This window comes from Georgenia sp. SUBG003 (assembly GCF_000715355.2).
Taxonomy (GTDB): Bacteria; Actinomycetota; Actinomycetes; order Actinomycetales; family Actinomycetaceae; genus Georgenia.
In genome coordinates this window covers 2,284,708-2,310,811 of sequence record NZ_CP180204.1, presented here as the reverse complement: position 1 = coordinate 2,310,811, position 26,104 = coordinate 2,284,708, and the positions used below count along the sequence as shown (strand labels likewise).

Below are 26,104 nucleotides of genomic sequence, written 5' to 3'. Positions count from 1 at the left end.
TGGCGGCGTGCCCTCCTACCGCGTGCGCCTGACCGTCGGCCTCCTGCACCCGGGCGTCCCGCCCGAGCGGCTGCTTCCCGAGGCGGCCGGCGCGGCGGCAGAGACCACGACGGTCGAGGCGAAGGACGTGGGCATCGTCGCCGGGCGCCCGCAGATCACCGTGCGGTTCACCGCCGCGGACGACGGCGAGGCGCGCCAGGTGGCCGCACGCGTCCACGGGGCTGCGCTCGGCCTCGCCCAGGTGGGCGGGCCGGTGCTCAGCCAGCGGGCGGGCGGCCGCTGGCGCGAGATCTGAGCTCGCGGCTCGCCGGTCCCTCCCCCGACGAGGGGACCGGCGTCCACGACGGCGCGGAGCGACGCGACGACGGGGAACGGCACGACGGCGCGGAGCGACGCGACGACGGGGAACGGCGCGACGACGACCAGCCGCGTGATGACGTACCTGACCGTTCCGGCGTCGGGCGCGGGGCGTCCGACCGGAGCACCGAGCAGCCGCGCCGGCGCTCCGAGCGGCCGCCCACCGACGACCAACGACACCCCCGGCGGGGGAACCCCGACCAGCTCCGCACGCGCGCGGGGATCCACGAAGGAGATGGTTCACGTGCCGGCAACCGCTGACAGCCCCCACGTGCCACGCACGTACGGCAACTGGCGCCGGCCCACCTCGCCCGGCCTGATGGGCCTGGGCACCGCCGGCACCATGATCCTCATGGCCGGGCTGGTGCTGGTGGTGCTCGTGGTCATGCTCACCGAGCTGCTCACCGGCCTGGTCTTCGCCGCCGGCCTCGCGGTGGTGCTGCTGGCGATCGGGGTGCGCGACAAGCACGGCCTCAACGCGCTCGACAAGGGGGCCGCCCGGTGGGCCTGGTGGCGCCAGCGCTCGGCCGGCGAGCACCTGTACCGCTCGGGCCCGCTGGGCCAGGTGCCCTGGGGAACGTGCCAGCTGCCCGGGCTCGCGGCGTCGTCGAAGCTGACCGAGCACTCCGACTCCTACGGGCGCCGCTTCGCGCTCATCCGCGTCCCGGCCACCTCCACCTACACCCTGGTGATCGGCACCGAGCCCGACGGCGCCGCCCTGGTGGACGAGGAGCAGGTGGACTCCTGGGTCGCGGACTGGGGGCTGTGGCTGGCGAACCTCGGCGACGAGCCGGGGATCGTGGCGGCGTCGGTGACGATCGAGACCGCGCCCGACACCGGCACCCGTCTGCGCCGCGAGGTCGCGACGAACGTCGACCCCGACGCCCCCGAGTTCGCCCGTGCGCTGCTGGCCGAGACCGTGGCCGAGTACCCGCACGGCTCCTCCACGGTGCGCGCGTACGTGGCGCTGACGTTCAACGCGACCTACAACGGCAAGCGGCGCAGGCCCGCGGAGTTCGCCCGCGAGCTGGGCGCGCGCCTGCCGGGCCTGACCGGCGAGCTCCAGGCCACGGGCGCGGGCCCTGCCCACCCGGTCGACGCTCTCGAGCTGTGCGAGCTGGTCCGCGTGGCGTACGACCCCGCGGCGGCCACCGCGATCGACGAGGCGCACGCCGAGGGACGGACCACAGGGCTGACCTGGGCCGACGTCGGCCCGTCCGCGGCCGAGGCGTCGTGGGACGACTACCGGCACGACTCCGGGGCGTCCGTGACCTGGGCGATGACCGGTGCCCCGCGCGGCAACGTCCAAGCCTCGATCCTCTCCCGGCTGATCGCCCCGCACCGCGACATCGCCCGCAAGCGCGTCACGCTGCTCTACCGGCCGATCGACGCCGCGTCCGCCGCCGCGATCGTCGAGGCGGACCTGCGCGCCGCCCAGTTCCGGCAGTCCTCCTCGGACAAGCCCACCGCCCGCGACGTCCTCGCCACCCGCGCCGCGGCGCTGACCGCGCAGGAGGAGGCGGCGGGCGCGGGCCTGGTCAACTTCGGCATGCTCGTCACGGCCACCGTCCTGGACGAGGCCCGTGAGGCCGACGCGCGCGCCGCCGTCGAGAATCTCGCCGCGACCGCCCGGCTGCGGCTGCGGCCCGCGTTCGGGTCCCAGGACACGGCGTTCGCCGCCGCGCTGCCGCTCGGGCTGGTGCTCCCGCGCCACCTCGACCTGCCCTCCCAGGTGCGGAGCCGGCTGTGAGCCGCCGGAGGGGTGAGCGGCCGTGAGCCGGAAGAAGCGGGAGGGGACCACGGCGGCCGCGTCCCGTCCGGGTCCGCGCGGCTGGCCCGGGCGCGGGCGGGGCCGGGCGGGTTCGATCCAGCCGGTCCCGGAGTGGCGCGGCTCCACCCGGCAGGTGTGCGGGCTCTGGCCCTTCGCCGTCGGCTCCGGCACCCCGATGGTCGGGGTACCGCTGGGCCGCAACATGGTCACCGGCGCGACGGTGTGCTGCGACCCGGTGTCGTGGTTCCAGCGGGCGAACCTCATCTCGAACCCGTCGGCGTTCGTTCTCGGCCTGCCGGGCCTGGGGAAGTCGACGCTGGTGCGGCGCATGGCCGCCGGGCTCGCCGGCTACGGCGTCATGCCGCTCGTGCTGGGTGACCTGAAGCCGGACTACGTCGATCTCATCGAGGCGCTCGGTGGTCAGGTGATCGCGCTCGGCGGGGATCGCGGGCACATCAACGTGCTCGACCCCGGTGAGGCCACCTCGGCGGCGGAGCGGCTGACCGGCAGCGCCCGCGCCATGGTGCTCGCCGACGCGCACGAGCGCCGGCTGACGATCGTCTCGTCCCTGCTGACGATCCTGCGCGCCCAGCCGCCGACCGACCGCGAGGAGACGATCCTCGACCGGGCGCTGCGGGTGCTCGACGACCGCCACGACGGCGTGCCGGTGCTGCCGGACCTCCTCGAGGTCGTCCGGTCCGCGCCGGAGGACGTCCGCCAGGTGGCGCTGGACCGGGGGTCGCTGGAGCGCTACCAGGCGGTGACGGAGAACCTCGAGGCCTCCCTCATCGGTCTGGTCGACGGCGGGCGGCTGGGCCGGACGTTCTCCCGCCCCACCACCAACCCCATGCGCCGCGACCGGCCGGTGGTCTACGACGTCAGCCACATCGACGACGCCCAGACCGACCTGCAGGCCGCCGTCATGCTGGCGTGCTGGTCCGCCGGGTTCGGCACGGTGAACGTGGCCAATGCCCTGGCCGACGCCGGCGTGGAGCCGCGCCGGCACTACTTCGTGGTCCTCGACGAGCTGTGGCGGGTGCTGCGCGCCGGCCGCGGCATCGTCGACCGGGTGGACGCCCTCACGCGGCTCAACCGCACGCGCGGCGTGGGGACCGTGATGGTGTCCCACACGATGTCCGACCTCCTCGCGCTGCCCGCGGAGGAGGACCGCATGAAGGCGCGCGGGTTCGTCGAGCGCTCCGGCATGGTGGTGGCCGGTGGACTGCCCGGCGCGGAGATGCCGATGCTCACCCAGGCGGTGCCGCTCTCCCGCGCCGAGCAGGAGCTCCTCATCGGCTGGCAGGACCCGCCGGCGTGGGACCCGGTGCACCACCGCGAGACCGAGCCGCCCGGGCGCGGGAAGTTCCTCGTCAAGGTCGGCGGGCGGCCGGGCATCCCGGTGCAGGTGCAGCTGACCTCCGTCGAGCTCGGCGTCCACGACACCAACAAGCGCTGGCGCGAGCTGTCCCGCGTTGGCCGGGTGGAACGCGTGGAGGAGTAGAGGGCGGCCTTCCCACCCTGGGTGCGTGCGCGCCGCCCGCCTCGGCTGCAAGTGCGAGCTCCCGCCTCAGCTGGGTGCACGCTCCCGCCTCGGCTGCGAGCGCGCCGCCACGGGTGCGAGCGCGCGCCGCCCGCTCCGGGTGCGAGCGTGCCTCCACGGGTGCGAGCGCGCCGAGGGCGAGCCGGCCGGCTGAGGCCGCGTCAGGCGGTGCCCGGACGGTCCACGGCGCCGCCGTACCGGCGGTCGCGGCGGGCGTAGGTCTCCACCGCCCGCCACAGGGTGCGCCGGTCGACGTCGGGCCAGGCGTCGTCGATGAAGACCATCTCCGCGTACGCGGACTGCCAGAGCAGGAAGTTCGACGTGCGCTGCTCGCCGCCGGTGCGCAGGAACATGTCGACGTCGGGCAGCTCCGGCTCGTCGAGGTAACGGGCGAAGCTGCGCTCGTTGACGCGGGACGGGTCCAGCCGGCCCGCGGCGACCTCGCGGGCGATGGCGGCCGCGGCGTCGGCGATCTCGGCCCGGCCGCCGTAGTTGACGCACATGGTCAGCGTGCACACGGCGTTGGCGCGGGTCTGCTCCTCCGCACGCTCGAGCTCGGAGATGACCGAGCGCCACAGACGTGGGCGGCGTCCCGCCCACCGCACCCGGACGCCCCAGGAGTCCATCTGGTCACGGCGCCGGTGCAGCACGTCGCGGTTGAACCCCATGAGGAAGCGCACCTCCTCGGGCGAGCGCTTCCAGTTCTCGGTCGAGAACGCGTACGCCGAGACGTGGGTGATGCCGAGCTCGATCGCGCCGGCGACGACGTCGAGCAGCGCCGCCTCCCCCGCCTTGTGGCCCTCGACGCGCGGAAGGCCGCGCGCGTTGGCCCACCGGCCGTTGCCGTCCATGACGACGGCGACGTGCCGGGGCACGAACCGCGGGTCCATCCGCGGGGCGACCTCCCCGGAGTGCGGCGGTGGCGGGACCGGCCTCGTCGTCGTCATGCGCGCTCCACCAGACGCAGGGAGCGCAGCTGCCGCTCGAGGTGCCACTGCAGGTACGAGGCCACGAGGCCGGAGGCCTCCTTCCGGTGCCGGGGGTCGGACGCGTCGGCCTCGGACCACTCCCCGGAGAGCAGCGCCCCGAGCAGGGACATGGTCTCCCGGGCCGGTGACGCGGAGCCGGGCGGCCGGCACCGGTCGCACACCACCCCGCCGACGGCGGCGTTGAAGGCCCGGTGGGGCCCGTCCGCGCCGCAGCGCGCGCAGTCGTAGCAGCTCGGCGCCCAGCCCGCGACGGACAGTGAGCGCAGCAGGTAGGAGTCCAGCACGAGCGAGGGGGCGTGGCGACGGGTGGAGAGAGCGTGCAGGGCGCCCACCAGGAGCAGGTACTGCTGGGGAGCGGGCTCACGCTCGATCTCGGTCAGCCGGCCGGCCGTCTCCGCCATCGCGGTGGCGGTGGTGTACAGGGAGTAGTCGGCGGAGACCGCGCGCCCGTACGGGGCGATCGTCTCCACCTGGGTGATCGTGTCGAGGTTGCGGCCGAGGTGCAGCTGGACGTCGACCACCCCGAAGGCTCCAGCCGGGCCCCGAACTTGCTGGAGGTGCGCCGCACCCCCTTCGCGACGGCGCGGACCTTGCCGTGCCCGCGGGTGAGCAGGGTGATGATGCGGTCGGCCTCACCGAGCTTGTGGGTGCGCAGCACCACAGCCTCGTCCCGGTAGAGCTTCACCGGACCATCATCTCAGCCGTGGCGCGGTGGTGGCTGCACCGGCACCCGCCCCCGTGTCGGCCGTCCTGCCCCGCCGGACCGCGTCTGCCCGCCTCGCCGCCCGCCCGCGGGGAGCACCGTCCGACCGGCTCAGCGGGGCTGCCGGGCCTCCCAGCGGGCCCGAAGGCGCGGCGCCACGCCACGTCCGGCCTCGAGCACGACCAGTGCGACATGGGCGACGACGTCCACACAGGCCGCGAGGACGAGATGGAGGGGGGCGGCGCCGGACCCGACGGTGGGGCCGAGGACGAGCGCGCCGAGCAGGGCCGCGACGGCGAGGTACTGCACGAGGTCGCGCGGCTGGTCGTTGTCCGGCAGCGGGTGGGTCCAGCCCCGGCCGTCCGTCAGCAGGCCGTGGACGACGGTCCAGGCCCGCCACGCCAGCATGACCGGCAGGGCCGCGACGGTGACGACCACCGGGAGGAGCACGACCTCCTGCAGCCGCCCCCCGGTGAGCAGGAACGTCCCGACGGTCACGCCGAACGCCACCCACGAGACCCGGGTGGCCCGCCGGAACGACCGCGAGCCGAGGAGCCCGAGCACCACTCGCGTCAGCCGGGCCGCCACCTCCCCGGTGCGTCCGCCCAGGCGTGTCCCGACCCAGTCGGGCGGCGGGAAGGCCGCCCCGAGCAGCGGCCGGGCGCCGCTCCGCCGTCGGCGGTCCGGTTCCTTCCCCGCCCGTCCGGCCGCCTGGGCAGGCTCCTCGGTGACGATCTCCAGCTCGGCGACGAGGCGTTCGGCCAGCCGCCCGAGCTCGGTCGTCCCGGACTCGTCGTCCCACGTCAGGGTGAGGACGACGGCGTCCTTGGACCACTTCGGCACGACGACCGCGACCACGCGCACGTCCGGGCCGGTCCGGGCGTCCCAGGGCCGGGTGGAGAGCAGGGCTACCTGGCCGTGGGGGCTCGTGACGACCCGGTGGTCCGGCCGGGCGCCCTGGCCGGGGGCCGACGGCGGCGTGCCCCGGATCAGCTTGCGCACCTTGCCCGGGGACTGCCGCAGCGCGCGCCTCTCCAGCAGCAGGGTCGGCGCACGACGCTCCCCCGGGCGCGCCCGTGCGGCAGGACGGAAGCGGCCGCCTCGGGGGCGAGCACCGCGACGGAGACCTCGCCGCCCGGCGGTTCGAGGACGCCCCACGGGTCTCGAAGAGGGGCGCTCCGCCGTCGCCGAAGACGCTCGTGTCCCGCTGGGCGCGCCAGCCGGGCGGCAGCCTCCAGTCGCGGACGTACCGTGCCCTGGCCATCAGTCCGGCGACACCGACCGCTCCTGCCGAACGGGCTCCGGACCGTACGTCGCGCGCTCGGGGCGGTGCCGCGCCCGGCTGCCGTCCACGCCCGCGTCCCCCCCTCAGCGCCCGGCGCGGTTGACCGCCGAGACGATCGCCTTGAAGGACGCGGTCATCGTGGACGGGTCGATGCCGACGCCCCAGAGGATCTGGCCGTCCACCTGGCACTCGACGTAGGACGCGGCGGTCGCGTCCCCGCCCTCGGAGAGGGCGTGCTCGGCGTAGTCGAGGACGTCGACCTCGACGCCGACCTCGCCGAGCGCGTTGACGAACGCGTCGATCGGGCCGTTGCCGGTGGCCGCGACGACCTTCTTCTCGCCGCGGTCCACCAGGGTGACCGTCAGGACCGCGTCCTCGCCCTCGCCGGCCGTCGTGACCGTGGTGCCCTCGAGCGAGAACCGGCCCCAGGGCGCGAGCCCCATGGCGGCCGTGTGCGGCAGGTACTCGTCGGCGAAGATCGACCACAGCTTCTCGGCGTCGATCTCCCCGCCGTAGGCGTCGGTGTGCTTCTGGACGATGCCGGACAGCTCGATCTGCAGCCGGCGCGGCAGGTCCAGGTGACGGGTGGAGGAGAGCAGGTAGGCCACTCCGCCCTTGCCGGACTGGGAGTTGACGCGCACCACGGCCTCGTAGCTGCGGCCGACGTCCTTGGGGTCGATCGGCAGGTACGGCAGCTCCCAGACGACGGCGTTCTCGTCGCCCCCCGCGGCCGCGACCTTCGCCGCGCGGGCCTCGAACCCCTTCTTGATGGCGTCCTGGTGCGAGCCGGAGAACGAGGTGTAGACGAGGTCGCCGCCGTAGGGGTGCCGGGGGTGGACGTCCATCTGGGTGCAGGCCTCGACGGTGCGGCGCACGGTGTCGATGTCCGAGAAGTCGATCATCGGGTCGATGCCCTGGCTGAAAAGGTTCAGCCCCAGGGTGACGAGGTCGACGTTTCCGGTGCGCTCGCCCTGGCCGAACAGGCAGCCCTCGACGCGGTCGGCGCCGGCGAGCAGGCCGAGCTCGGCCGCGGCCACCCCCGTGCCGCGGTCGTTGTGCGGGTGCAGGGACAGCGCGACGTGCTCCCGCCGGCTCAGGTGCCGGCTCATCCACTCGATCTGGTCGGCGTAGACGTTCGGCGTGGCCCGCTCGACCGTGGCCGGGAGGTTCAGGATGATCTCGCGGCCGCCCTCGGGCTGCCAGACGTCCATGACGGACTCGCAGACCTCGAGCGCGTACTCCAGCTCGGTGTCGACGAAGATCTCCGGCGAGTACTGGTAGCCGAAGACCGTCTCGTCGCCGAGGACCTTCTCCGCGTACGCCATGACCTCGCGGGTGCCGGACGCGGCGAGCTCGCGGGTGGCCTCCCGGTCGTTGCGGAAGACGATGTCGCGGAAGACGGGCGCGGTGGCGTTGTACAGGTGCACGTTCGCCCGGGCGAAGCCGACGAGGGAGTCGATCGTCCGGTGGATGAGCTCCGGACGGGACTGGGTGAGCACGGAGACCGTGACGTCCTCGGGCACCGCGCCGGTCTCGACGAGGGAGCGGACGAAGTCGAAGTCCGTCTGCGAGGCGGCGGGGAAGCCGATCTCGATCTCCTTGTAGCCCATGCGCACCAGGAGGTCGAACATCTGGCGCTTGCGCTGGGCGTTCATCGGCTCGATGAGGGCCTGGTTGCCGTCGCGCAGGTCGGTGGAGAGCCACCGGGGTGCCTTGGTGGTGCGCCTGGTCGGCCAGGTCCGGTCCGGCAGGTCGACCGGGTTGGTCTCGACGAACGGGCGGTACTTGGACACCGGCATGGCGGACGGCGCCTGGGCGTCGATGTGGTGCTGCGTCTTCATCTGTCTTCCTCGTCGCTGTGCGTCATGGCCGGGCACGACGATCGCCGCGACGAGGGGCCGGCCTCTAGTTGGCCTCGTCGCGGCACGGAAGGAGCAGCAGCTGGGTCATGCGCACGCAGCGACCCTAGCGCGGTGGTGCGGCGGTCGTCACCTTCCGGTCCCGTACGTCTCAGGATCTGAGGTCCGCGGCAGCGGCCACCCCGCGGACGAACGTTCCCGGCAGCGGCACCGCGCGCTCCCGCGTTTCCTCATCTCTCGTCGACGGCGACGAGATCAGTCGTTGCTGCCCCTCAGGACCGTGCTCTCGACGTCCGTCTCCTCCGGTGCGGTGGTGGCGCGAGCGATGACGGTCGCACCGGCGCGCACGCGGGCTCCGGGCGGCACCTCGGTCTCCTGCCACGGCTGGGTCCGCTGCTCGCCGCGCTCGGTGACCACCGTGGTGCCGTTGGTGGACGCCCGGTCGGTGATCCACACCCCGGCCGGCGTCACCCGCACCGAGCGAGGTGGGTCTTCGACATCGTGGGGTCCTCGACGGGAAGGAGGTGGTCGACCCTCTCGCCCGGGCGTGCGGCGGGGGAACGGCCGACCAGCGTCGTGCCGGGTTCGAGGAGCCGCCCGCCAAGCCGGACCTGGGCGACCTCGGACCGGTGCGGCCGGGCGGGCGGCGGGCCGGCGGGACTGAGCGGTCCGGCGTCGGCGGGCGGCGGCGACGCCGACCCGCGTCGGGCGGCCGACGCCGTGCGCCCGGCGCTGCGGTGGATCGGCGAGCCGGACTGGGCGGCCCACCTCGCGCCGCTGGACATCGCGGGTGAGCTCGCGCGTCTCCGGGCCGAGAGCACGGGGCCCGAGCAGTTCGCCCGCGCGCTCCCGGACGCCTGGGTCGCGCGCCTCGCGCTCGCGGGCACGGCCGAGCAGGTCCGCGCCCGCATGGACGAGCTCGCGGACGCCGGGGTGACCGGGAACGTCCTCGTACCCGTCGGCGCGGAACCGCTGGCGGCCCTGGAGTCGCTGGCCGACGTCCTGTGACCGCCCGCCGCCGTGAAACGATGGGGGCGTGACGTTCCCGGCGACAGCCCGACCCCCCCGCCTCGTTCGTCCTCCTCCTCGGCGCCATGGCCGCGCTCCCCGCGGTCACCACCGACCTGTACCTTCCCTCGCTGCCCGTCGTCGCCGACGAGCTCGGCTCGGGCCCGGCGCTCGTCCAGGCCACCATCACGGGCGTGCTCATCGGCGGAGCGATCGGCCAGCTGCTCGTCGGCCCGCTCTCCGACCGCTACGGCCGGCGCGGCCCGGTGATGATCGGCGTCTCGCTGCACGTCGTCGCCTCGGTGCTGTGCGCGCTGACTCCCGGGATCTGGCCGCTGATCGTGCTCCGGGTGATCCAGGGCGTCGGCAACGCCTCCGCCACGGTCACCGCCATGGCGGTCATCCGTGACCGGTACAGCGGCGCCGGGGCGTCGGTCCTGATGTCCCGGCTCATGCTGGTGATCGGCGTCGCGCCGCTGCTCGCCCCCACCCTCGGAGGCCTCATCGCCGGCTGGTGGGGGTGGCGCGCCACGTTCGTCGTCCTCGCGCTGGTCGGGCTCGTCCTCATCCCCGTCATCGCGAAGGCCCTGCCCGAGACGCTGCCGCCCGCCGGCCGCCGGAGGGAACCGCTGCGCGCCACCTTCGCCGGCTACGGCTTCCTCCTGCGGGACCGGCACTTCATGGCCCTCTCCGTGCTCCCCGGCCTGGGGCTTGCGGCGCTGATGAGCTACGTGGCGGGCTCCCCGTTCGTCCTGCAGGAGGGCTACGGCCTGAGCGAGACGGAGTTCGCCCTGCTGTTCGCGCTCAACGGCGTGGGGCTCGTGCTCGGATCGCAGCTGAACGCCTCCCTCGTGCGGCGCTTCGAGCCGATCGCCGTGCTGCGCGTGGCGATCCCGCTGGCGGCCGTCCTCGGTGCGGTCCTGCTCGTGCTCGTGGCCACCGGCACCGGCGGCCTCGTCGGACTCGTCGCTCCGCTCTGGCTCCTGCTGAGCGTGAACTCGCTCGTCCTGCCGAACGCCACCGCCCTGGCCCTCACCCTCCACGGCGAGCGCGCCGGGACGGCCGCGGCACTGATCGGGGCCCTGCAGGCCGGCATCGCCGGCACGGTCTCGCCCGTCGTCGGCCTGCTCGGAGGCGACGACGTCGCGATGGCCACCGTGATCCTCGGCGCGGTGACCGCCAGCCTGATCATCTTCCTCACCGCGGGACGTGCCGGAGGCCCCCGGGCCGCGTGAGGCCCGTGCCGCATGAGCCCGTCGCGCGACGGAGGGCGCCTCGCGCGCCGTCGTGTGGTGCGGGGGCGCCCGTGCCGTCGAGAGATGAGGGTGCTCGTGCGCCGTCGGGCGACGGGGCGGGGCCCGCACGCCGTCGGGTCATCGCGTAACCTTGCCGTCCGTGGCCACCGATTTCAGCAGCGAGATCCAGCACCTGCGCGCGACGTACGAGTCCATCCGTGCGGTGACGGACCCGGACGCCTGCGCGCCGAGATCGCCGAGCTGTCCGAGAAGGCCGCCGCCCCCGACCTCTGGGACGACCCCGACGCCGCGCAGGCGGTCACCTCCAAGCTCTCCCACGCCCAGGCCGAGCTGAACCGCGTGGCACGCATGGGCGAGCGGATCGACGACCTCGAGGCGCTCGTCGAGCTGGGCCAGGAGGAGGAGGGCGCCGACGCCGACGCGTTCCTGACCGACGCGGAGGGCGAGCTCGCGGCGATCCGCAAGGACCTCGGGGACCTGGAGGTCCGCACGCTGCTGTCCGGCGAGTACGACCAGCGCGAGGCCGTCGTGACGATCCGCGCCGGGGCGGGCGGCGTGGACGCCGCCGACTTCGCCGAGATGCTCATGCGCATGTACCTGCGCTGGGCCGAGCGTCACGGCTACCCGACCACCGTCCTCGACACCTCCTACGCGGAGGAGGCCGGCCTGAAGTCGGTGACGTTCGAGGTCAAGGTCCCCTACGCCTACGGCACGCTCTCCGTGGAGGCCGGGACGCACCGCCTCGTGCGCATCTCCCCGTTCGACAACCAGGGCCGCCGGCAGACCTCCTTCGCCGCCGTCGAGGTGATCCCGCTCACCGAGCAGACGGACCACATCGACATCCCCGAGAACGAGATCAAGGTCGACGTGTTCCGCTCGTCCGGGCCCGGTGGACAGTCGGTCAACACCACGGACTCGGCCGTCCGCATGACGCACATCCCCACCGGGATCGTCGTCTCGATGCAGAACGAGAAGTCCCAGATCCAGAACCGGGCCGCCGCGCTGCGCGTCCTTCAGTCCCGCCTCCTGCTGCTGCGCCAGGAGGAGGAGAACGCCGCCAAGAAGGCGCTCGCCGGTGACGTCAAGGGCGCCTGGGGCGACCAGATGCGTTCCTACGTGCTCCAGCCGTACCAGATGGTCAAGGATCTGCGCACCGAGCACGAGTCCGGGAACCCGTCGGCGGTGTTCGACGGCGAGATCGACGACTTCATCGACGCCGGCATCCGCTGGCGCAAGAGCGTCCCCGCAGCCTGACGCGGGGGGCGGGCCCGCGTCCCCTGCCGTCCGCCGGCTGACGGGGGGCGGGCCCGCGTCCCCTGCCGTCCGCCGTCGGACGGTGGGACGAGGCTCGCACCCGCAGGGGCCGGTCCCGCGGCGTGTCTGCCACGATCCCCGCCCGGCGCGTGCCTACTCTGCCCGGAGGCCAGTGGTAATCCCTCCCACTGTCGAGACTGGCCGCCCTGCACCTGTGATCAGATTCGAGAACGTCTCCAAGGTCTACGCGCGCGGCGCCCGCCCCGCGCTGGACCAGGTCAGCCTGGAGATCGAGCGCGGCGAGTTCGTCTTCCTCGTCGGCGCCTCGGGCTCCGGCAAGTCCACCTTCCTCAACCTCGTCCTGCGCCAGGAGCGCCCGACGTCGGGCCAGATCTACGCCCTGGGCAAGGACCTCACCCAGGTATCCCGGTGGAAGGTCCCTCACCTGCGCCGGCAGATCGGCACCGTCTTCCAGGACTTCCGCCTGCTGACCAACAAGACGGTCTTCGAGAACGTCGCGATCGCCCCGCAGGTCATCGGCAAGCCGCGCCACCACATCCTCAGCGCCGTGCCCGAGGTGCTCGAGCTGGTCGGGCTCGACGGCAAGGAGAAGCGCCTGCCGCACGAGCTCTCCGGCGGCGAGCAGCAGCGCGTGGCCATCGCCCGCGCCATGGTCAACCGGCCCGCCGTGCTCCTCGCCGACGAGCCCACGGGCAACCTCGACCCCACGACCTCGATCGGAATCATGCGCCTGCTCGACCGCATCAACCGCACCGGAACCACGATCGTCATGGCCACCCACGACGACGAGATCGTCGACCAGATGCGCAAGCGCGTCATCGAGCTGTCGGGCGGCGTGATGGTGCGCGACCAGTCGCGCGGCGTGTACGGCGCGAGCCGGTAGGGGCGGAACGTTGCGACTCCGGTTCGTCCTCTCCCAGACCTTCCAGGGCCTCTCGCGGAACCTGGCCATGACCGTCTCGGTCATCCTCGTCACCTTCGTCTCCCTCACGTTCGTCGGCGCGGCCGCCCTCCTGCAGATCCAGGTCGGCAACCTCAAGAACGACTGGTACGACAAGGTCGAGGTCTCCGCGTTCATGTGCCCGGCCGGCTCGGCGACCCCCGCCTGCGCCGGCGGCGAGGCCACGCAGGAGCAGATCGACGCCGTCGGTGACCTCCTCGCCGCCGAGAGCATGGCGCCCTACGTGGACGAGGTCTACCTAGAGTCCAAGGAGGACGCCTTCGAGGCGTTCCAGGAGCAGATGGCGGACACGGTCTGGGCCCAGGTCCCTGGCGACCGTGGAGCCAGATGCAGGTCCGCGGGCTCCGCGGCTGGCTGGCGGAGTCGGTGGGGGCCGGGCTGCCGCCGGAGTTCTTCCGCTACGCCGCGGCGGCGAGCCTGACCACCGGCGGCCTGGTCACCTTCGGCGTCATCTCCTTCCACCTCACCACGGACGGGCTGGTGCCCGTGGCCACGGTCCCGCTGGTCTACGCCGGGGCGATGGCGGTGGAGGCGCTCGCCGCGCTGGTCGTCGGGTCGGCCTACGACCGGGTCGGATCGAAGGTGCTCTACGTGGTGCCGGTGCTGGTGGCGCTCGTGCCCGCGCTGGCGCTCTCCTCCGCGCTCGCCGCGGTGCTCCTCGGCGTGGTGGTCTGGGGGGTCGCGTTCGGGGTGCAGGACTCGACGGTCAAGGCGCTCGTCGCCGAGCTGGTCGACGCCCCCCGCCGCGCCACCGCCTACGGGGTCTTCGCGGGCATCCAGGGGGCGCTGGCGGTGGTGGGGGGCGGCGTCGTCGGCTGGCTGTACGAGGTGTCGCTGCCCGCCCTGGTGGTGGTCGTGGCGCTCAGCCAGGCGCTCGCCCTGGTCCTGTTGGTCACCACGCTGCGCCGGGCGCCCGACCCGGCCCTCCACCGTCCGGCGTCGTGACGCCGGGCGCGCCGCCGCCCCTGCCACCGCACGCCGCGCACCACGTTGCGCTGCGCCACGCGCGTCGGGCCACGCCCGTGCACGTCGGGCCACGCCCCTGCACCCCAGGTCACTCGGGCGGCGCCTACCGGGTGCGCAGGTGGTCCTCGCCGGTCCGCCTGAGCCGGGCGTGGACGTCGTCGTACACCGACGCCCCGTGCAGGACGGTCTTGGGCAACTTCGCGACCATCGTGTAGTTGGTGTCCACCACGTTCCCGGCGGGCGCGAGCCCCGCCTGGCTCACCAGCTGGTAGGCGTCGAGGACGTCCATGCCGGTGAGGCTCTGCGTCCAGCGGACCAGCTCGGTCTGGCTGAGGCGGAAGGCGTCCTCCAGGGGCTTGACGGACCCGGTCGTCATGACGAACTCGTCGTCCTCGACGCGCGGGGTCGCGATCGGGTCGGCGCCCTTGATCACGTCGACGACGATCGTCGTCGTCATGGCCGCCTCGACCGCGGTGCCGCAGACCTCGCCCTCCCCCTGCCGGCAGTGGCCGTCCCCGAGGGAGAGGTGGGCGCCGTCGACGAAGACGGGGAAGTACACCGTGGTCCCGGCGCGCGTCTCGGGGGTGTCCATGTTCCCGCCGTGGAACGAGGGCGTCACGGTGACGATCCGCTCGAACGCGTCGGGCGCCACGCCGATGGTGCCGTGGAAGGGGTCGAGCGGCAGGTCGACGACGTAGTCGGAGTTGCGGGCCGCGAACCGGCACATGCCCGCCTCGACGTCGACCTCGTACATCCACACCCGTTCCTCGAGGGCGTCGTGGAGCATCGCCGTCGTGTGGGTGGTGGTGAGCGCGCCGAAGTGCGGGAACGTCGAGGACACCGCCCAGTCGCGCCGGGGCCGCACCTCGGCCAGGTGCACGGCGAGGATGTCACCGGGCTCGGCGCCCTCGACGGCGATGGGCCCGGTGACGGGGTTGAGGAACGGGAACCGGCACACCACCGAGGGGAGGTCGTCCACCGAGCGCACGGCCCCGCCGTAGCAGTCCTCGGTCGTCAGCTCGACGACGGACCCGGGCGGGACCGTCAGGAGCGGCTCCTTGCCGCCGAAGGTGAAGGAGTACTGGTCCGGCTCGGGGTGCAGCTGGAAGACCTCGGTCACGGCTGGTGCTCCATTCCCGCGAGCTGGGGCTCGCGCTTGGTCGCCTTGAGGACGACGAGGATGACGACGCCGATCCCGGCCCAGATCAGGCCGAGGGTCTGCGCGGCGATGGAGGCGTTGATGACGACGAACAGCAGGATCGCGAACCCGATGATCGGCATCACCAGGTGCCGCAGGTAGTCGGTGGACCGGTTCCGCACGACGAAGTGGTTCACCACGGCGGCGTGCAGCACGAGGAAGGCGGTCATCGCCCCGAAGTTCACGAGGGTCGAGAGGAGCGGGATCCCGTCGTCGCGCGTGGACATGTAGAGGCCGAGGATCAGTGACACGCCGGCCGCGACGAAGGTGGCGTTGACCGGGACCCGGTGCTTGCGGTGGACCTTTGCGAGGAACCGGGGCAGCTCCCCGTCGCGCGCCATCGCGTAGAGCAGCCGGGAGGTCGCGGCCTGGGCTGCCAGGGAGTTCGCGAACCCCCACGCGATCGCCGTGGCCAGGGCGGTCAGGAAGGCCAGCCAGCCGCCCCCGGCGACGGCGGCGGCGTCGTAGAACGCCGTCCCGCCGGGGTCACCCTCGGCCAGGAGGGTGTCCGAGTCCGGCACGAGCATCGACGCCACCCACGTCTGGGCGATGAACAGGGCGCCGGCGAGCAGCAGCGCGGCGACCATGGCGCGGCCGATCTGGCGGGACTCCTGCTTGTTCTCCTCCGCGAGCATGGAGATCCCGTCGAAGCCCAGGAACGACAGGACGGCGATGGAGACGGCCCCGAGGATCACGCCCCAGGTGAACGTCTCGGGGTTGTAGAACGCGTCGAGGCTGAAGCCGTTGCCCCGGCCCTGCGCGACGGCGACCAGGCCGATGACGATGAAGATCGCCAGCACGATGAGCTCCGCGATCAGCATGATCTTGTTGACGCGCGCGGTCATCTCGATGCCCATGTAGTTCACGGCCGTGTTGAGGACGATGAACAGGATGATCCAGATCCAGACCGGGACGGCGGGCACGATGGAGTTCATCGCCACGGACGCGACGAGGTAGAGCAGGCCGGGGACGAGGACGTAGTCGAGCATGATGACCCAGCCGGCGAGGAAGCCGACCCACGGCCGTATCCCGCGCCCGGCGTAGGTGTAGACCGACCCGGCCATGGGGAAGGCGTCCACCATCTGGGCGTAGGAGTTGGCGGTGAACATCATCGCCACCATGCCGATGACGTACGCGAGCGCCACCATGCCGCCGGAGCCCTGGTAGACGCTGCCGAAGATGCCGAACGGCGCGATCGGCACCATGAAGATCAGGCCGTAGACGAGGAGGTCGGTGAAGGTCAGCGAGCGCTGCAGCTCCTGCTTGTAGCCGAACTGCTCCACGCCCTCGTGCGACCCGGCCCGCCGGACCTCTGCAGGTTCGCTCACGGCGCGCTCCTTCCGCTGGAACGTATCCCCCGGAGGTGCTCAACGGCGGTAGCCAAGCACGCCCAGCCGCAACGCGCATGTGCTGCGGAGCCTCCCCTCGTCCAGCCCCGGGGTATGCGGGCCGGGGCGCGCATTCGTGGGTACGGACGCCGCAGAGATGGGCACGTCTCACCGATGTGACCGACCCGTGACGCGGCCTAGGTTCCCGGCATCGGAGCAGAGCGAAGGAGGACCGATGTCCACGACGGTCAGCAACGGCATCGACGTCGACCGGCTCCTGGCGACGATCGACGCGATCAAGGCCGAGCCAGAGCTCGCAGCCTTCACCTTCCGGGCCACGACGTCGTGGGTGGACGGCACCCACAACGTGGGCCGGATCGGCCACTTCCGTCACGCCGGCGCCGAGGACGAGAGCCGGGCGGCGCCGTTCGTGCTCGACGGCGACGAGCCGCCCGTTCTCCTGGGCGGCAACCGCGGCCCGAACGCGGTCGAGCTGATGCTGCAGGCCCTCGGGTTCTGCTACGCGGTGGGCTTCGCGGCCAACGCCGCCGCGCGGGGCGTGGAGCTGACCTCGATGCGCTACGACGTCGAGGGTGACCTCGACGCCCGCGCGTTCCTCGGTCTGCCGGGCCCGCGCCCCGGCTTCACCGCGATCCGTGCCCGCCTGACCGTGGAGAGCCCGAACGCCGACGCGGACCAGATCGCCGACCTGTGCCGGTACGTCCAGGCGTCTTCGCCGGTGCGGGACATCCTCGCCAACCCCGTGCCGGTGACCACCACGATCGAGACCCGGCCGGCCGCGACGGAGGTGCGGACATGACGCTGCCCGCGGGTCTCGATGTCGCCGACCTCGAGGCCCGGATCAAGGCGATGTACGCCGACGTCGCCGCACGCCCGGACGGCGCGTACCACTTCGAGGTGGGCCGCGCCCTGGCGGAACGGCTCGGCTACCCGGCCGCGGCCCTCGACGAGGTACCGACGGCGGCCGTCGACTCCTTCGCCGGCGTCGGCTACTTCTTCGACCTCGCGGCCCTCCGGCCCGGTGAGACGGTGCTGGACCTCGGCTCGGGGGCGGGGACCGACTCCTTCGTCGCCGCCCTCCTCGTCGGCCTGGCCGGTCGCGTGGTCGGCATCGACATGACCGCGGCACAGCGGGAGAAGGCCGCCACGCTCGCCGCCCGCACCGGGTTCGCGGTCGAGTTCGTCGAGGGACGGATCGAGGAGCTGCCGTTCCCGGACGCCTCCTTCGACGCCGTCGTGTCCAACGGTGTCGTCAACCTCGCACCCGACAAGGCCCGGGTGTTCGGCGAGGTGGCGCGGGTGCTGCGGCCGGGGGGCCGGCTGGCGCTGGCGGACATCGTCGCGGACAGACCGCTCAGCGACGCGATCACGGCCGACGCGAGCCTGTGGGCCGCCTGTATCGGAGGAGCGGCGCAGGTGGACGAGTACCTCGGCGCGATCGAGTCGGCCGGCCTGCGTGTGGAGCGACGCCACGAGAACCCGTACCGGTTCGTCTCGGCCCGGGCGCAACGGGCGAGCAGCAGGTACGGCGTGCGCAGCGTCACCGTGGTGGCCCGCCGGCCGCTCAGGCGCCCCTGAGGAGCTTGCCGGCGCGGCGGGCGGCCTCACGGCGGTCGTGCGCGCCGAGCTTGGCGAGAATCGCGCCAACGTGGTGCTCGACCGTCCGGCGCGAGAGAAACAGCCGCGCGGCGATCTCCGCGTTGTCCAGCCCCTCGACGAGGAGCTCGGCGATCTCCCGCTGGCGTCCGGTGAGCCCGGCCGGGTCGGCTCGCGTGGTCCGGCCGAGGCCCCGCGGGACCGGCAGTCCCAGCTCGCGCATCCGGGCCCCCGCACGCCGCACGAGCGGCGAGGCTCCGAGGGAACGGCCGATCTCGAGCGACCGGACCAGCGCCTCCTCCTCCCCGAGCAGGGACAGCATCAGCGCCGAGTCGTAGGTCCAGCCGACGGCGGCGAACGCCTCCGCGGCGCCGGCCCAGTCCCGTCGCGCCATGGCCCCGAAAGGCCCCGGGAGCGCCGCGTCGAAGCGGAGGGGCGCGCCGGCGACGGCGGTCCAGGCGGCCAGGCCCAGCCCGCGGGGGCTCCCGTGCCGGCGAGCAGCTCGGTCACCTCGTCCAGCCGCTGCAGGGGGGCCGGCCGGCCCCGGGTCAGCGCCCACTCGATCTCCAGCTCGAGCACCGGCAGCACGCGTTGGAGCTCGCCGGTGCGCTCTGCCCGGCGACCGAGATCGGTGAGCAGATCCTCCGCACCAGGATCACCACGGCGCACGGCGAGCTCGGTCAGCACGGTCCGGGCGAGGAGCTCGGCGACGTTGCTGCCGGTCGCGAGCTGCTCCCTCGCGAGCCGCTCGCCGACGTCCCACTGCCCGGCCCGCACCCGCAGCCACGCGAGCACCGCCCGCAGGTAGGAGGCCAGGGTGTCGACCTGGTGCTCGTCCGCGTAGGTGACCGCGCGCCGCGTGACCGAGAGCGCCTGCCCGGGGCGCGCCCAGCCCAGCAGCGAGAAGCCGAGGTTGAGCAGAGCCCGGACGGCCTCGTGCCGCTCCCCTGCGCCGTCGGCCGCCCGGAACGCCTCCTCGAGCAGATGCCCCTCGTCCGGGTCGGCCTCCAGCCGGGTGGAGCCGATGTTGACGAGCGCGTGCGCGCGGGTGGCCTCGTCACCGACGCGGGTGGCGAGGTCGAGGGCCCGCTGCCCCCAGACCAGCGCCTCCTCCGCACGGTCGGAGAGCATCGCGAGCTGGGAGAGGCCGCTGTAGGCGCGCGCCAGCTCGGCGGAGTCGCCGAGCGGCTCCAGGACGGTCACCGACTCGCGGGCAGACTGCTCGGCCGCGGTACCGTCGCCGGCGTACCAGTGGTACCTCGACAGCAAGCGCGTGCAGCGGCCCACGTCGGCCGGCCGGCCCAGCTCCCGGTAGAGCACCGCGGCCGTGCGGACGGCGGGGAAGGCGTCCTCGAGGTGCCCGGAGAGGTACGCGGCGGCCGCGAGCTCCTCGTAGAGCCGGGCCCGCTCGGCCGTGGGGAGCCGGGCCGCGAAGTCGGCGGCCCGGCGGTAGTGGGCGTACGCCTCACGGTTGGACTCCAGCTCCGACGCCCTGCGCGCCGCGGCCAGCGCGTGCGTGGCGACCGTCTCCAGGTCCCCCGCCGCCTCGGCGTGGTGCACCACCTCGGCGGGGTCGCCGTTCCGGCGCAGCAGCACCGTGAGGATCTCGGCGTGCAGCTGCCGGCGTCGCGCGACAGTCGTGGCGGACCGGACCGCGGCTCGCGCGAGCTCGTGGCGGAACCGCACCTCTACCGCGGAGACATGGAGCAGCCCGGTGCGCTCGGCCTCCTCGGCGGCGTCGGACCAGCCGGGCCGAAGCTCGTCCAGCACGGTCGCCGCCAGGCGCGCGGGGACCACCGAGACGAGTTCGACCAGGTCCCGGGTCGCCGGCGTCAGCCGGGACGCGCGGCCCAGGACCGCGTTGGCCACCGACGGCGGGAGCTCCCCCTCGGAGGTGACAAGCTCGGTGACGAAGAACGGGTTGCCCCCGGTGAGGGCGTAGACCCGTGCGGCGTCGGCGCCGGCGAGCGTGGCGACGGCGCCGGGCGAGAGCGGCCGGGGCCGCAGGTGGAGGGCGCCGCCGGCCGGGAGCGTCCCGACCAGGGCGTGGACACGGTGGCCGGGCGGCACCTCCTCGGCGCGGAGCGTGACCACGAGGAGAGCGGGCAGCGTGGAGATTCGTCGCGCGACCACGGTCAGGACGTCGAGCGTCGCCTCGTCCGCCCAGTGCAGGTCCTCGACCACGAGCACCACCGGTCCCGGACGACGGGCGAGCTCGTCGAGCAGAAGCGCGTGGACCCGTTGGGAGGCTCCGCCGGCGAGCGCCTCCCGCAGGGACGCCCCGACGTCGTCGGCCATGTCCTGCAACGGGCCGAGAGGGCGCGGGACGCTCAGGTCGTCGCAGGCGCCCCAGAGCGCTCGCACGCCGCTGCCGGCGTCCTGGACGAAGCGCGTGACCAGCGCCGTCTTGCCGATCCCCGCCTCACCCGAGACGACCGCGACCAGGCCGCGCCCGTCGGCGGCGGCGTCGCGCGCCCGGCCGAGTGCGGCGAGCTCCTCCTGCCGTTCGAGGAGGTCCATACGTCAACGATAGGTGCGCGACCGGTGGCCGGAACCAGTCCTGCCGAGGTCCGGCGAGACGTCACGGTCGGCGTAGGGTGCGTCACCTGACCAGCCGTGACCAGACCGCCTGACGGGGACGATGAACAGCGCCAGAGACTCGAGCACGTCCCCCGTGGTGCGCGACGTCGGCCTCCGCTCCGAGCGGGGCCCCGTCCTGATCGCGCTCATGCTCACCACGGCGCTGATCGCCATCGACGCGACGATCGTCGCGACCGCGGTGCCATCGATCGTGGAGGACATCGGGGGATTCACGTCCTTCCCCTGGCTGTTCTCCAGCTACCTGCTCGCGCAGGCCGTCACGGTGCCGGTCTACGCCAAGGTCTCCGACCTGGTCGGGCGCAAGCCGGTCGTGCTCGTCGGGATCGGGCTGTTCCTCGTCGGGTCGGTCCTGTGCGGGTTCGCGTGGAGCATGCCGGTGCTCATCGTCGCCCGCCTCGTGCAGGGGCTGGGCGCCGGGGCGGTGCAGCCGATGGCGGTCACGATCGCCGGGGACATCTACACGGTGGCCGAGCGGGCGAAGGTCCAGGGCTACCTCGCCAGCGTCTGGGCGGTCTCCTCCGTCCTCGGGCCCACCCTCGGCGGGGTGTTCGCGTCGCTGGGACTCTGGCGTGCCATCTTCTTCGTCAACGTCCCGGTGTGCCTCCTCGCGGCCTGGATGCTGGGCAGGTCCTTCCACGAGTCGGTGCACCGGCAGCGGCACAAGGTCGACGTCCTCGGCTCGGTTCTCCTCACCGTGGCCCTGAGCCTGCTCATGCTCGCGCTGCTCGAGGGCGGGCACTCGTGGGCGTGGGACTCCCCGGTGGGCATCGCCACGGTCGGCGCCGGCGCGTCCTGCTCGTCCTCTTCGTCCTCGTCGAACGGCGGGCCGCGGAGCCGGTCCTGCCCGGCTTCGTCCTCACCCGGCGCCTCCTGCTGACGACGACGCTCATCGCCTTCGGCGTCGGCGCCATCCTGCTCGGGCTCGCCTCCTACGTCCCGACGTACCTCGAGGCCGTCCTGGGTGCCGAGCCGGTCGTCGCCGGCCTCGCCCTGGCCGCCCTCACCCTCGGCTGGCCCATCTCCGCCTCGCAGGCCGGGCGCATCTACCTGCGGCTGGGCTTCCGGGCGACCAACCTCATCGGTGTCGCGCTCGTCGTGGCCGGCACGGCCCTCCTCGCCCTCGCCGTCATCCGGTTCCCCTCGGTCGTCGCCGTCGCGGCGGCGTGCTTCGTCGTCGGCCTCGGGCTCGGCCTGACCGCGACGCCGAGCATCATCGCCGCGCAGTCGAGCGTCGAGTGGGCCGAGCGCGGGGTGGTCACCGGGACGAACATGTTCGCCCGCTCGGTCGGCAGCGCGTTCGGCGTCGCCGTGTTCGGCGCCCTGTCCAACGCCGTCTACGCCCGGCTCGGCAACCACGGGCCGGCGCCGTCGCCGACGCGACGAGCGCGGTCTTCCTCGCCGCCGTCGTCGCCTCGGTCCTCACCGCCGTGGCGGTGCTCGCGATGCCGAGGGTCTGGGCCGCGCCGGCCCGCTGACGCTCGCCCGCGGGCCGTGAGCACGCGACGTCAACGGCGCACGTCGGCCGGGCCCTGGCTCATCGGCAGGCCGGCGGCCCGCCACGCCTCGACGCCGCCGATCATGTCGGTGGCCCGGTGCAGGCCGACCGCACGCAAAGACGCGGCCGCCAGGCTCGAGCTGTACCCCTGGCGGCAGACCACCACGACCTGCAGGTCGTAGCTGGACGCCTCGGGGATGCGCCCGGGGCAGGCCGGGTCCAGACGCCACTCCAGCACCGTCCGGTCGATCACCAGCGCCCCGGGGAGCTCGCCCTGCTCACGCCGCTGGGACTCGGTGCGGGTGTCGACCAGCAGCGCTCCGGCGGCGACCGCCGCCACCACCTCCGGCGGCTCCAGCCGCCTGGCGCCCGCCCGTGCCGCGGCGAGCACGTCCTCGATGCCCACCCACAGATCATCCCGCCCCGGCGGAGGAGTTCGCACGGCACGGCCCTCCGGTGCGGAACGGCCTACGTCGGGGGCGCTGCGGGGGGAGACTCGGAGGCACCGGCAATGCACGGAGGTGGGGCAATGACCAGCGAGGGTGATCGTCCGCTGATCGTGGTGGGGGTGGACGGGTCCGAGGCGAGCAGGTCAGCTCTGCGGTGGGCGGCTCGCCAGGCGGCGCTCACCGGAGCGGAACTACGAGCGGTACAGGCGTGGCACCTCCCGATCGGCTACGGCATGCCGGTCGCCTACCCCGACGTCGACGTCGAGGCCCACGCCATCGCCGGCCTCAAGCGCATCATCGACGAGACACTGGGCGACCCTCCGGACGTCGCTGTCTCCCCCGTGGTCGTGGAGGGGCATCCCGCGGAGGTTCTGACCGAGATGGCGACGCGGGCGGATCTTCTCGTGGTCGGCAGCCACGGGCGAGGCGCGTTCGCGGGGATGCTTCTCGGCTCCGTCAGCCAGCACTGCGTGCAGCACGCGACCTGCCCCGTGCTCGTCGCACGCACCGGGGCCTGAGGCGCGTCAGCCCCGTAGCGCCGTGGGTCCGGGTCGGCCGGCCCGCCGACCGCACCGCGGCGACGACCGCTGCAGGGCGGCCGGATCGTCGTCGCCATCTCGGTGGGGCCCAGCCGAGGTGCCCCCTCTCAGCCCAGCGCGGAGTCGATGAACGGCCGGGTGGGTGCGGCGCGGTCGAGGAAGGCCGTGTCGCCGTGCAGCAGCTCGCGCGCGGCAGCGACCAGCCCGGCGAGCGCGTTCCACGCGAAGGCGCCGCCGACCGAGATGCGGGCGACGCCGGCCTCGGCCAGCTCGGCCGGCGCCGAACCGCCGCGCATCAGCAGGACGTTGACCGGCCGGTCGGTCTCCGCGCACAGGGTGCGGATCTCTCCCAGGTCGGTGAGCCCGGGCGCGTACAGGACGTCGGCGCCGGCCTCCTGGTACGCCTGCAGCCGCGCGAGCGTGTCCGCCAGGTCCGGCCGCCCGTGCAGGTAGTTCTCGCACCGGGCCGTGAGGACCATGGCCCCGGACGACGCCGCAGCCGCCTCGACCCGCTCGCGCGCCAGTCCGCCGTCGTAGACCGGATCGTCCTGCCGGCCCGTGTGGTCCTCGATGGAGCAGCCCGCCAGCCCGAGCCCTGCCGCGGCGGCCACGGTGCCGGCGACGGCGGCCGGCTCGTGGCCGTACCCGTTCTCCAGGTCGGCCGAGACCGGGACGTCGACCGCGCGGGCCAGGGCGGCGGCGTTGGCGAGCGCCTCCTCGCGGGTGATGTCGCCGTCGTGCCTGCCGAGCGTCGCGGCGAAGCCGCTGCTCGTCGTCGCGACCGCGGCGAACCCGAGCGCGGCGAGGATCTTCGCGGACCCGGCGTCCCACGCGTTGGGCAGCAGCAACGGGTTCCCGGGGCGGTGCAGGGCGCGGAACTGCTCGGCGAGGCTCTGTGCGGACATGCGTCGACGTTATCCGGACGTGCCGACGTCGTCGACGACGGCGTGGCCGGCGGCCCGGCAGCGGCGCGTCCGGAGGTCGCGCGCCGTGCCGGGCCGACAGGCCGGAGGGGCCGGCCGCCTACCCGGCGAAGTCGGCCTTGCGGATCAGCGCGTGGATCCCGGTGGTGCGGTCGACCACCTGGGAGACCTCGAAGTCCGTGGCCGCGCTGAGGTAGGCGTAGGCCACGGGCGCCGCCATGCCGAGCTCCTCGGTGAGGAAGGCGAGCGCGTGGCGCACCGCCGTCTTCATCGCGACGTCCAGGCTGGTGGCGTTGCCGCCGTTCTCCGGCCCGTCCGGGTCGCTCAGCCCGATGGGGATCCAGAAGTCCGGCGTCTCGGCGAAGGGGTAGTCGAACGCCACCCTGGGTGCGCCGTCGCCGCCGCGCGGGATCACGGTGAGCCGGAAGGTCGCGCGCAGCGAGCCCTCCATCGCGGTCAGCGCCACCTCGCCGTCGCCCTGCGCCATGTGCGGGTCGCCGCTGTAGAACATCGCGCCGGCCACCTGGACCGGCAGGTAGAGGGCGGAGCCGACGCCGAGGTCGTTGATGTCGATGTTGCCGCCGGCGTCGGTGGGCGGGACGGAGTCGACGGTCGCGGTGGTGTCGCGGGCGACGCCCATGGTGCCCATGAACGGCGCGAGGTCGAAGCCGGCCGGCACGTCGCCGGGCAGCACGCCGCGGTAGCGCCCGCCGGCCTTCTCCACCTCGGTGAACACGCTGACGTTGCCGCCCTCGTTGAGGAAGGGGGCGAACTCGGGCACCCCGCGGAACGCCTCGGGGTACTCCCCCGGCAGCGCGCCCTTGCCCTCGCGGTTGGAGATGACGCCGTACGGCACGCGCAGCGCGAGGTCGAGCACCTCGATCTTGAGCACGTCGCCCGGCTCCGCGCCGCGCACGGCGATCGGCCCCGTGATGACGTGCGGGCCCGGGCCGTCGTGCGCGGCGCCGGCCGCGACCTCGGCGGCGTCGGTGAGCACCTGCTCCTCCGCGACGCCGAAGGACGTGAAGTAGCCGACCGGGTCCTTGCCCTGGTCCTCCAGGACGCCCTCATGGGAGATGGTGTCCAGCGTGACCGTGGCGCCGGAGTCGACGACGGCGACCGGCTCGGTGGTCCGGTTGGGCAGGCGGCCCCAGAGCACCTCGTCGGGGCGGGCCGGCACGTACAGGCCGCGGGTCTTCCCCGTGCCGGGCTGGAGGATGGGGAACCCGGGACCGACGGCGGGGCCGGTGGCGCCGCGCGGGGCGGCCAGGTGGACTGCGGCCTGCCCGGCCGAGTTGCCGCCCCCGGCCACGTACACCAGCTTCCCGCGCATGGCCCGAGCCTCCGAGACGGTGGCCCCGTAGAACACCCCCCCGCCCGGTCAGTGCTTCCAGCTCCGGGACGCCGAGGCGCCGGTAGGCGGCGCCGGTGGCGACGATCACTACGGTCGAGCTCCGCACGGAGGAGTTGTCGCTCAGCCGCACGGAGAGGAGGTCGCGGATCCGGCGAGCCCGGTGGCGGCGCGCATGAAGTGGAACCGGCACCGAACGTCCAGGCCTGCTCGTAGGCGCGGAACGCCAGCCGGCTGCCCGAGATGCCGCTGGGGAAGCCGAGGTAGTTGCGGATGAGTGAGGAGGTGCCCGCCTGACCACCCACCGCCTCGGTCTCGAGGACGATCGTGCGCAGCCCCTCGGACGCCGCGTACACCGCCGCCCCCAGCCCGGCCGGGCCGGCGCCGACGATCGTCAGGTCGAACTCCTCGTCCGCGCGGACGGGTTCGAAGAGGCCGAACGCGTCCGCGATCTGGATGTCGGTCGGGTTCTGCAGCACGGTCGGGTCGCGCCGGAAGTGCAGCAGCACCACGGGGAGTCTCGGGAGCACCGCACCGGCGCCGAGCCAGAGCACGTCCGCCCCGGTCGTGGAGAGCGAGGGCCGCGTCGGCCTCCCCCGGCCCCGACGGCGGCGCGGCCGCGTCGTCGCCGCT

At 73.8% G+C, this 26,104-nt stretch carries 22 protein-coding genes and 4 pseudogenes; 13 read left to right on the top strand and 13 right to left on the bottom strand.

Annotation, left to right across the window (positions count from 1 at the left end; translation table 11 throughout):
* Positions 1-7: 7 nt before the first annotated feature.
* From DA06_RS11505 to DA06_RS11495, 3 genes are all read left to right on the top strand, one after another.
* Positions 8-295 (top strand): hypothetical protein, encoded by a 288-nt coding sequence (locus tag DA06_RS11505; RefSeq protein ID WP_043500160.1) that lies wholly within the window; start codon positions 8-10, stop codon positions 293-295.
* Between the two features lie 297 nt (positions 296-592).
* A complete protein-coding gene (locus DA06_RS11500; RefSeq protein WP_418607754.1) occupies positions 593-2,107 on the top strand; it encodes an SCO6880 family protein in 1,515 nt (504 codons plus the stop codon).
* A 22-nt stretch (positions 2,108-2,129) separates the two neighbouring features.
* Positions 2,130-3,629 (top strand): ATP/GTP-binding protein, encoded by a 1,500-nt coding sequence (locus tag DA06_RS11495; RefSeq protein ID WP_052436663.1) that lies wholly within the window; start codon positions 2,130-2,132, stop codon positions 3,627-3,629.
* A gap of 200 nt (positions 3,630-3,829) precedes the next feature.
* Here the strand turns inward: DA06_RS11495 and DA06_RS11490 are convergent, their stop codons facing one another.
* From DA06_RS11490 to DA06_RS11470, 5 genes and pseudogenes are all read right to left on the bottom strand, one after another.
* Complete coding sequence (locus DA06_RS11490; protein ID WP_043500143.1) at positions 3,830-4,615, bottom strand: isoprenyl transferase; 786 nt, start codon at positions 4,613-4,615, stop codon at positions 3,830-3,832.
* Positions 4,612-5,342 (bottom strand): annotated as a pseudogene (gene recO, locus DA06_RS11485) (DNA repair protein RecO). The gene DA06_RS11490 and the pseudogene recO overlap by 4 nt, the downstream one beginning before the upstream one ends.
* 129 nt (positions 5,343-5,471) lie before the next feature.
* Positions 5,472-6,518: a hypothetical protein gene (locus tag DA06_RS11480; RefSeq protein ID WP_418607752.1), complete on the bottom strand. Its 1,047-nt coding sequence runs from the start codon at positions 6,516-6,518 to the stop codon at positions 5,472-5,474.
* Positions 6,519-6,728: 210 nt separating this feature from the next.
* The gene (gene leuA / locus DA06_RS11475) at positions 6,729-8,486 is read right to left on the bottom strand and encodes a 2-isopropylmalate synthase (RefSeq protein WP_043500139.1); all 1,758 of its coding nucleotides are present in this window, start codon (positions 8,484-8,486) and stop codon (positions 6,729-6,731) included.
* Between the two features lie 273 nt (positions 8,487-8,759).
* A complete protein-coding gene (locus DA06_RS11470; protein ID WP_043500138.1) occupies positions 8,760-8,981 on the bottom strand; it encodes a hypothetical protein in 222 nt (73 codons plus the stop codon).
* A gap of 24 nt (positions 8,982-9,005) precedes the next feature.
* Between DA06_RS11470 and DA06_RS11465 the strand changes: the two genes are divergently transcribed.
* The 6 genes and pseudogenes from DA06_RS11465 (at position 9,006) to DA06_RS11440 (ending at position 13,949) form a co-directional block, all read left to right on the top strand.
* Positions 9,006-9,512, top strand: coding sequence for a hypothetical protein (locus DA06_RS11465; protein ID WP_418607751.1), 507 nt, complete (start codon positions 9,006-9,008; stop codon positions 9,510-9,512).
* Between the two features lie 74 nt (positions 9,513-9,586).
* Positions 9,587-10,747: pseudogene (locus DA06_RS11460) on the top strand (multidrug effflux MFS transporter); the annotation flags it as partial.
* Between the two features lie 160 nt (positions 10,748-10,907).
* Positions 10,908-12,022, top strand: a protein-coding gene (prfB, locus tag DA06_RS11455; protein ID WP_418607750.1) for a peptide chain release factor 2 whose coding sequence is annotated in 2 segments (ribosomal slippage) — positions 10,908-10,986 and positions 10,986-12,022 — 1,116 coding nt in all. Because the reading frame shifts where the segments join, the coding sequence is not laid out codon by codon here.
* Positions 12,023-12,236: 214 nt separating this feature from the next.
* Positions 12,237-12,926, top strand: a complete 690-nt coding sequence (gene ftsE / locus DA06_RS11450) for a cell division ATP-binding protein FtsE (RefSeq protein ID WP_043500119.1) — start codon at positions 12,237-12,239, stop codon at positions 12,924-12,926.
* A 10-nt stretch (positions 12,927-12,936) separates the two neighbouring features.
* Positions 12,937-13,425 (top strand): permease-like cell division protein FtsX, encoded by a 489-nt coding sequence (locus DA06_RS11445; protein ID WP_418607749.1) that lies wholly within the window; start codon positions 12,937-12,939, stop codon positions 13,423-13,425.
* A complete protein-coding gene (locus DA06_RS11440) occupies positions 13,332-13,949 on the top strand; it encodes an MFS transporter (RefSeq protein WP_418607748.1) in 618 nt (205 codons plus the stop codon). The genes DA06_RS11445 and DA06_RS11440 overlap by 94 nt, the downstream gene beginning before the upstream one ends.
* Positions 13,950-14,073: 124 nt before the next feature.
* Here the strand turns inward: DA06_RS11440 and DA06_RS11435 are convergent, their stop codons facing one another.
* Complete coding sequence (locus tag DA06_RS11435; protein WP_043500107.1) at positions 14,074-15,090, bottom strand: acetamidase/formamidase family protein; 1,017 nt, start codon at positions 15,088-15,090, stop codon at positions 14,074-14,076.
* Positions 15,087-16,496 carry an APC family permease gene (locus DA06_RS11430; RefSeq protein WP_052436661.1) on the bottom strand — a complete coding sequence of 470 codons (1,410 nt, stop codon included), beginning with the start codon at positions 16,494-16,496 and terminating at the stop codon, positions 15,087-15,089. The genes DA06_RS11435 and DA06_RS11430 overlap by 4 nt, the downstream gene beginning before the upstream one ends.
* Positions 16,497-16,731: 235 nt before the next feature.
* Here DA06_RS11430 and DA06_RS11425 point away from each other — a divergent pair, with 235 nt between their 5' ends.
* Positions 16,732-17,316 carry an OsmC family protein gene (locus tag DA06_RS11425; protein ID WP_043500106.1) on the top strand — a complete coding sequence of 195 codons (585 nt, stop codon included), beginning with the start codon at positions 16,732-16,734 and terminating at the stop codon, positions 17,314-17,316.
* On the top strand, positions 17,313-18,095 hold the full coding sequence (locus DA06_RS11420; RefSeq protein WP_043500104.1) for a methyltransferase domain-containing protein: 783 nt from the start codon (positions 17,313-17,315) through the stop codon (positions 18,093-18,095). Before DA06_RS11425 ends, DA06_RS11420 begins: the two co-directional genes overlap by 4 nt.
* Here DA06_RS11420 and DA06_RS11415 read toward each other — a convergent pair.
* Together DA06_RS11415 and DA06_RS11410 are read right to left on the bottom strand one after the other, a co-directional pair.
* Positions 18,082-18,507, bottom strand: coding sequence for a helix-turn-helix transcriptional regulator (locus DA06_RS11415; RefSeq protein WP_418607747.1), 426 nt, complete (start codon positions 18,505-18,507; stop codon positions 18,082-18,084). The two genes, DA06_RS11420 and DA06_RS11415, sit on opposite strands and share 14 nt — an antisense overlap.
* Positions 18,435-20,633, bottom strand: coding sequence for an ATP-binding protein (locus DA06_RS11410; RefSeq protein ID WP_418607746.1), 2,199 nt, complete (start codon positions 20,631-20,633; stop codon positions 18,435-18,437). The genes DA06_RS11415 and DA06_RS11410 overlap by 73 nt, the downstream gene beginning before the upstream one ends.
* Positions 20,634-20,754: 121 nt before the next feature.
* On the opposite strand from DA06_RS11410, the pseudogene DA06_RS11405 reads away from it, so the two are divergent.
* Positions 20,755-22,189: pseudogene (locus DA06_RS11405) on the top strand (MFS transporter).
* Positions 22,190-22,219: 30 nt separating this feature from the next.
* On the opposite strand, the gene DA06_RS11400 reads toward DA06_RS11405, so the two are convergent.
* Positions 22,220-22,615: a rhodanese-like domain-containing protein gene (locus DA06_RS11400; protein ID WP_043500099.1), complete on the bottom strand. Its 396-nt coding sequence runs from the start codon at positions 22,613-22,615 to the stop codon at positions 22,220-22,222.
* A 123-nt stretch (positions 22,616-22,738) separates the two neighbouring features.
* Between DA06_RS11400 and DA06_RS11395 the strand changes: the two genes are divergently transcribed.
* Positions 22,739-23,176, top strand: a complete 438-nt coding sequence (locus DA06_RS11395; protein ID WP_043500097.1) for a universal stress protein — start codon at positions 22,739-22,741, stop codon at positions 23,174-23,176.
* A gap of 128 nt (positions 23,177-23,304) precedes the next feature.
* Here the strand turns inward: DA06_RS11395 and DA06_RS11390 are convergent, their stop codons facing one another.
* The 3 genes and pseudogenes from DA06_RS11390 to DA06_RS11380 form a co-directional block, all read right to left on the bottom strand.
* Positions 23,305-24,102, bottom strand: a complete 798-nt coding sequence (locus tag DA06_RS11390; RefSeq protein ID WP_043500095.1) for an isocitrate lyase/PEP mutase family protein — start codon at positions 24,100-24,102, stop codon at positions 23,305-23,307.
* A gap of 118 nt (positions 24,103-24,220) precedes the next feature.
* Complete coding sequence (locus DA06_RS11385) at positions 24,221-25,453, bottom strand: acetamidase/formamidase family protein (RefSeq protein ID WP_418607745.1); 1,233 nt, start codon at positions 25,451-25,453, stop codon at positions 24,221-24,223.
* A 323-nt stretch (positions 25,454-25,776) separates the two neighbouring features.
* Positions 25,777-25,827: pseudogene (locus tag DA06_RS11380) on the bottom strand (hypothetical protein); the annotation flags it as partial.
* Between the last annotated feature and the right edge of the window lie 277 nt (positions 25,828-26,104).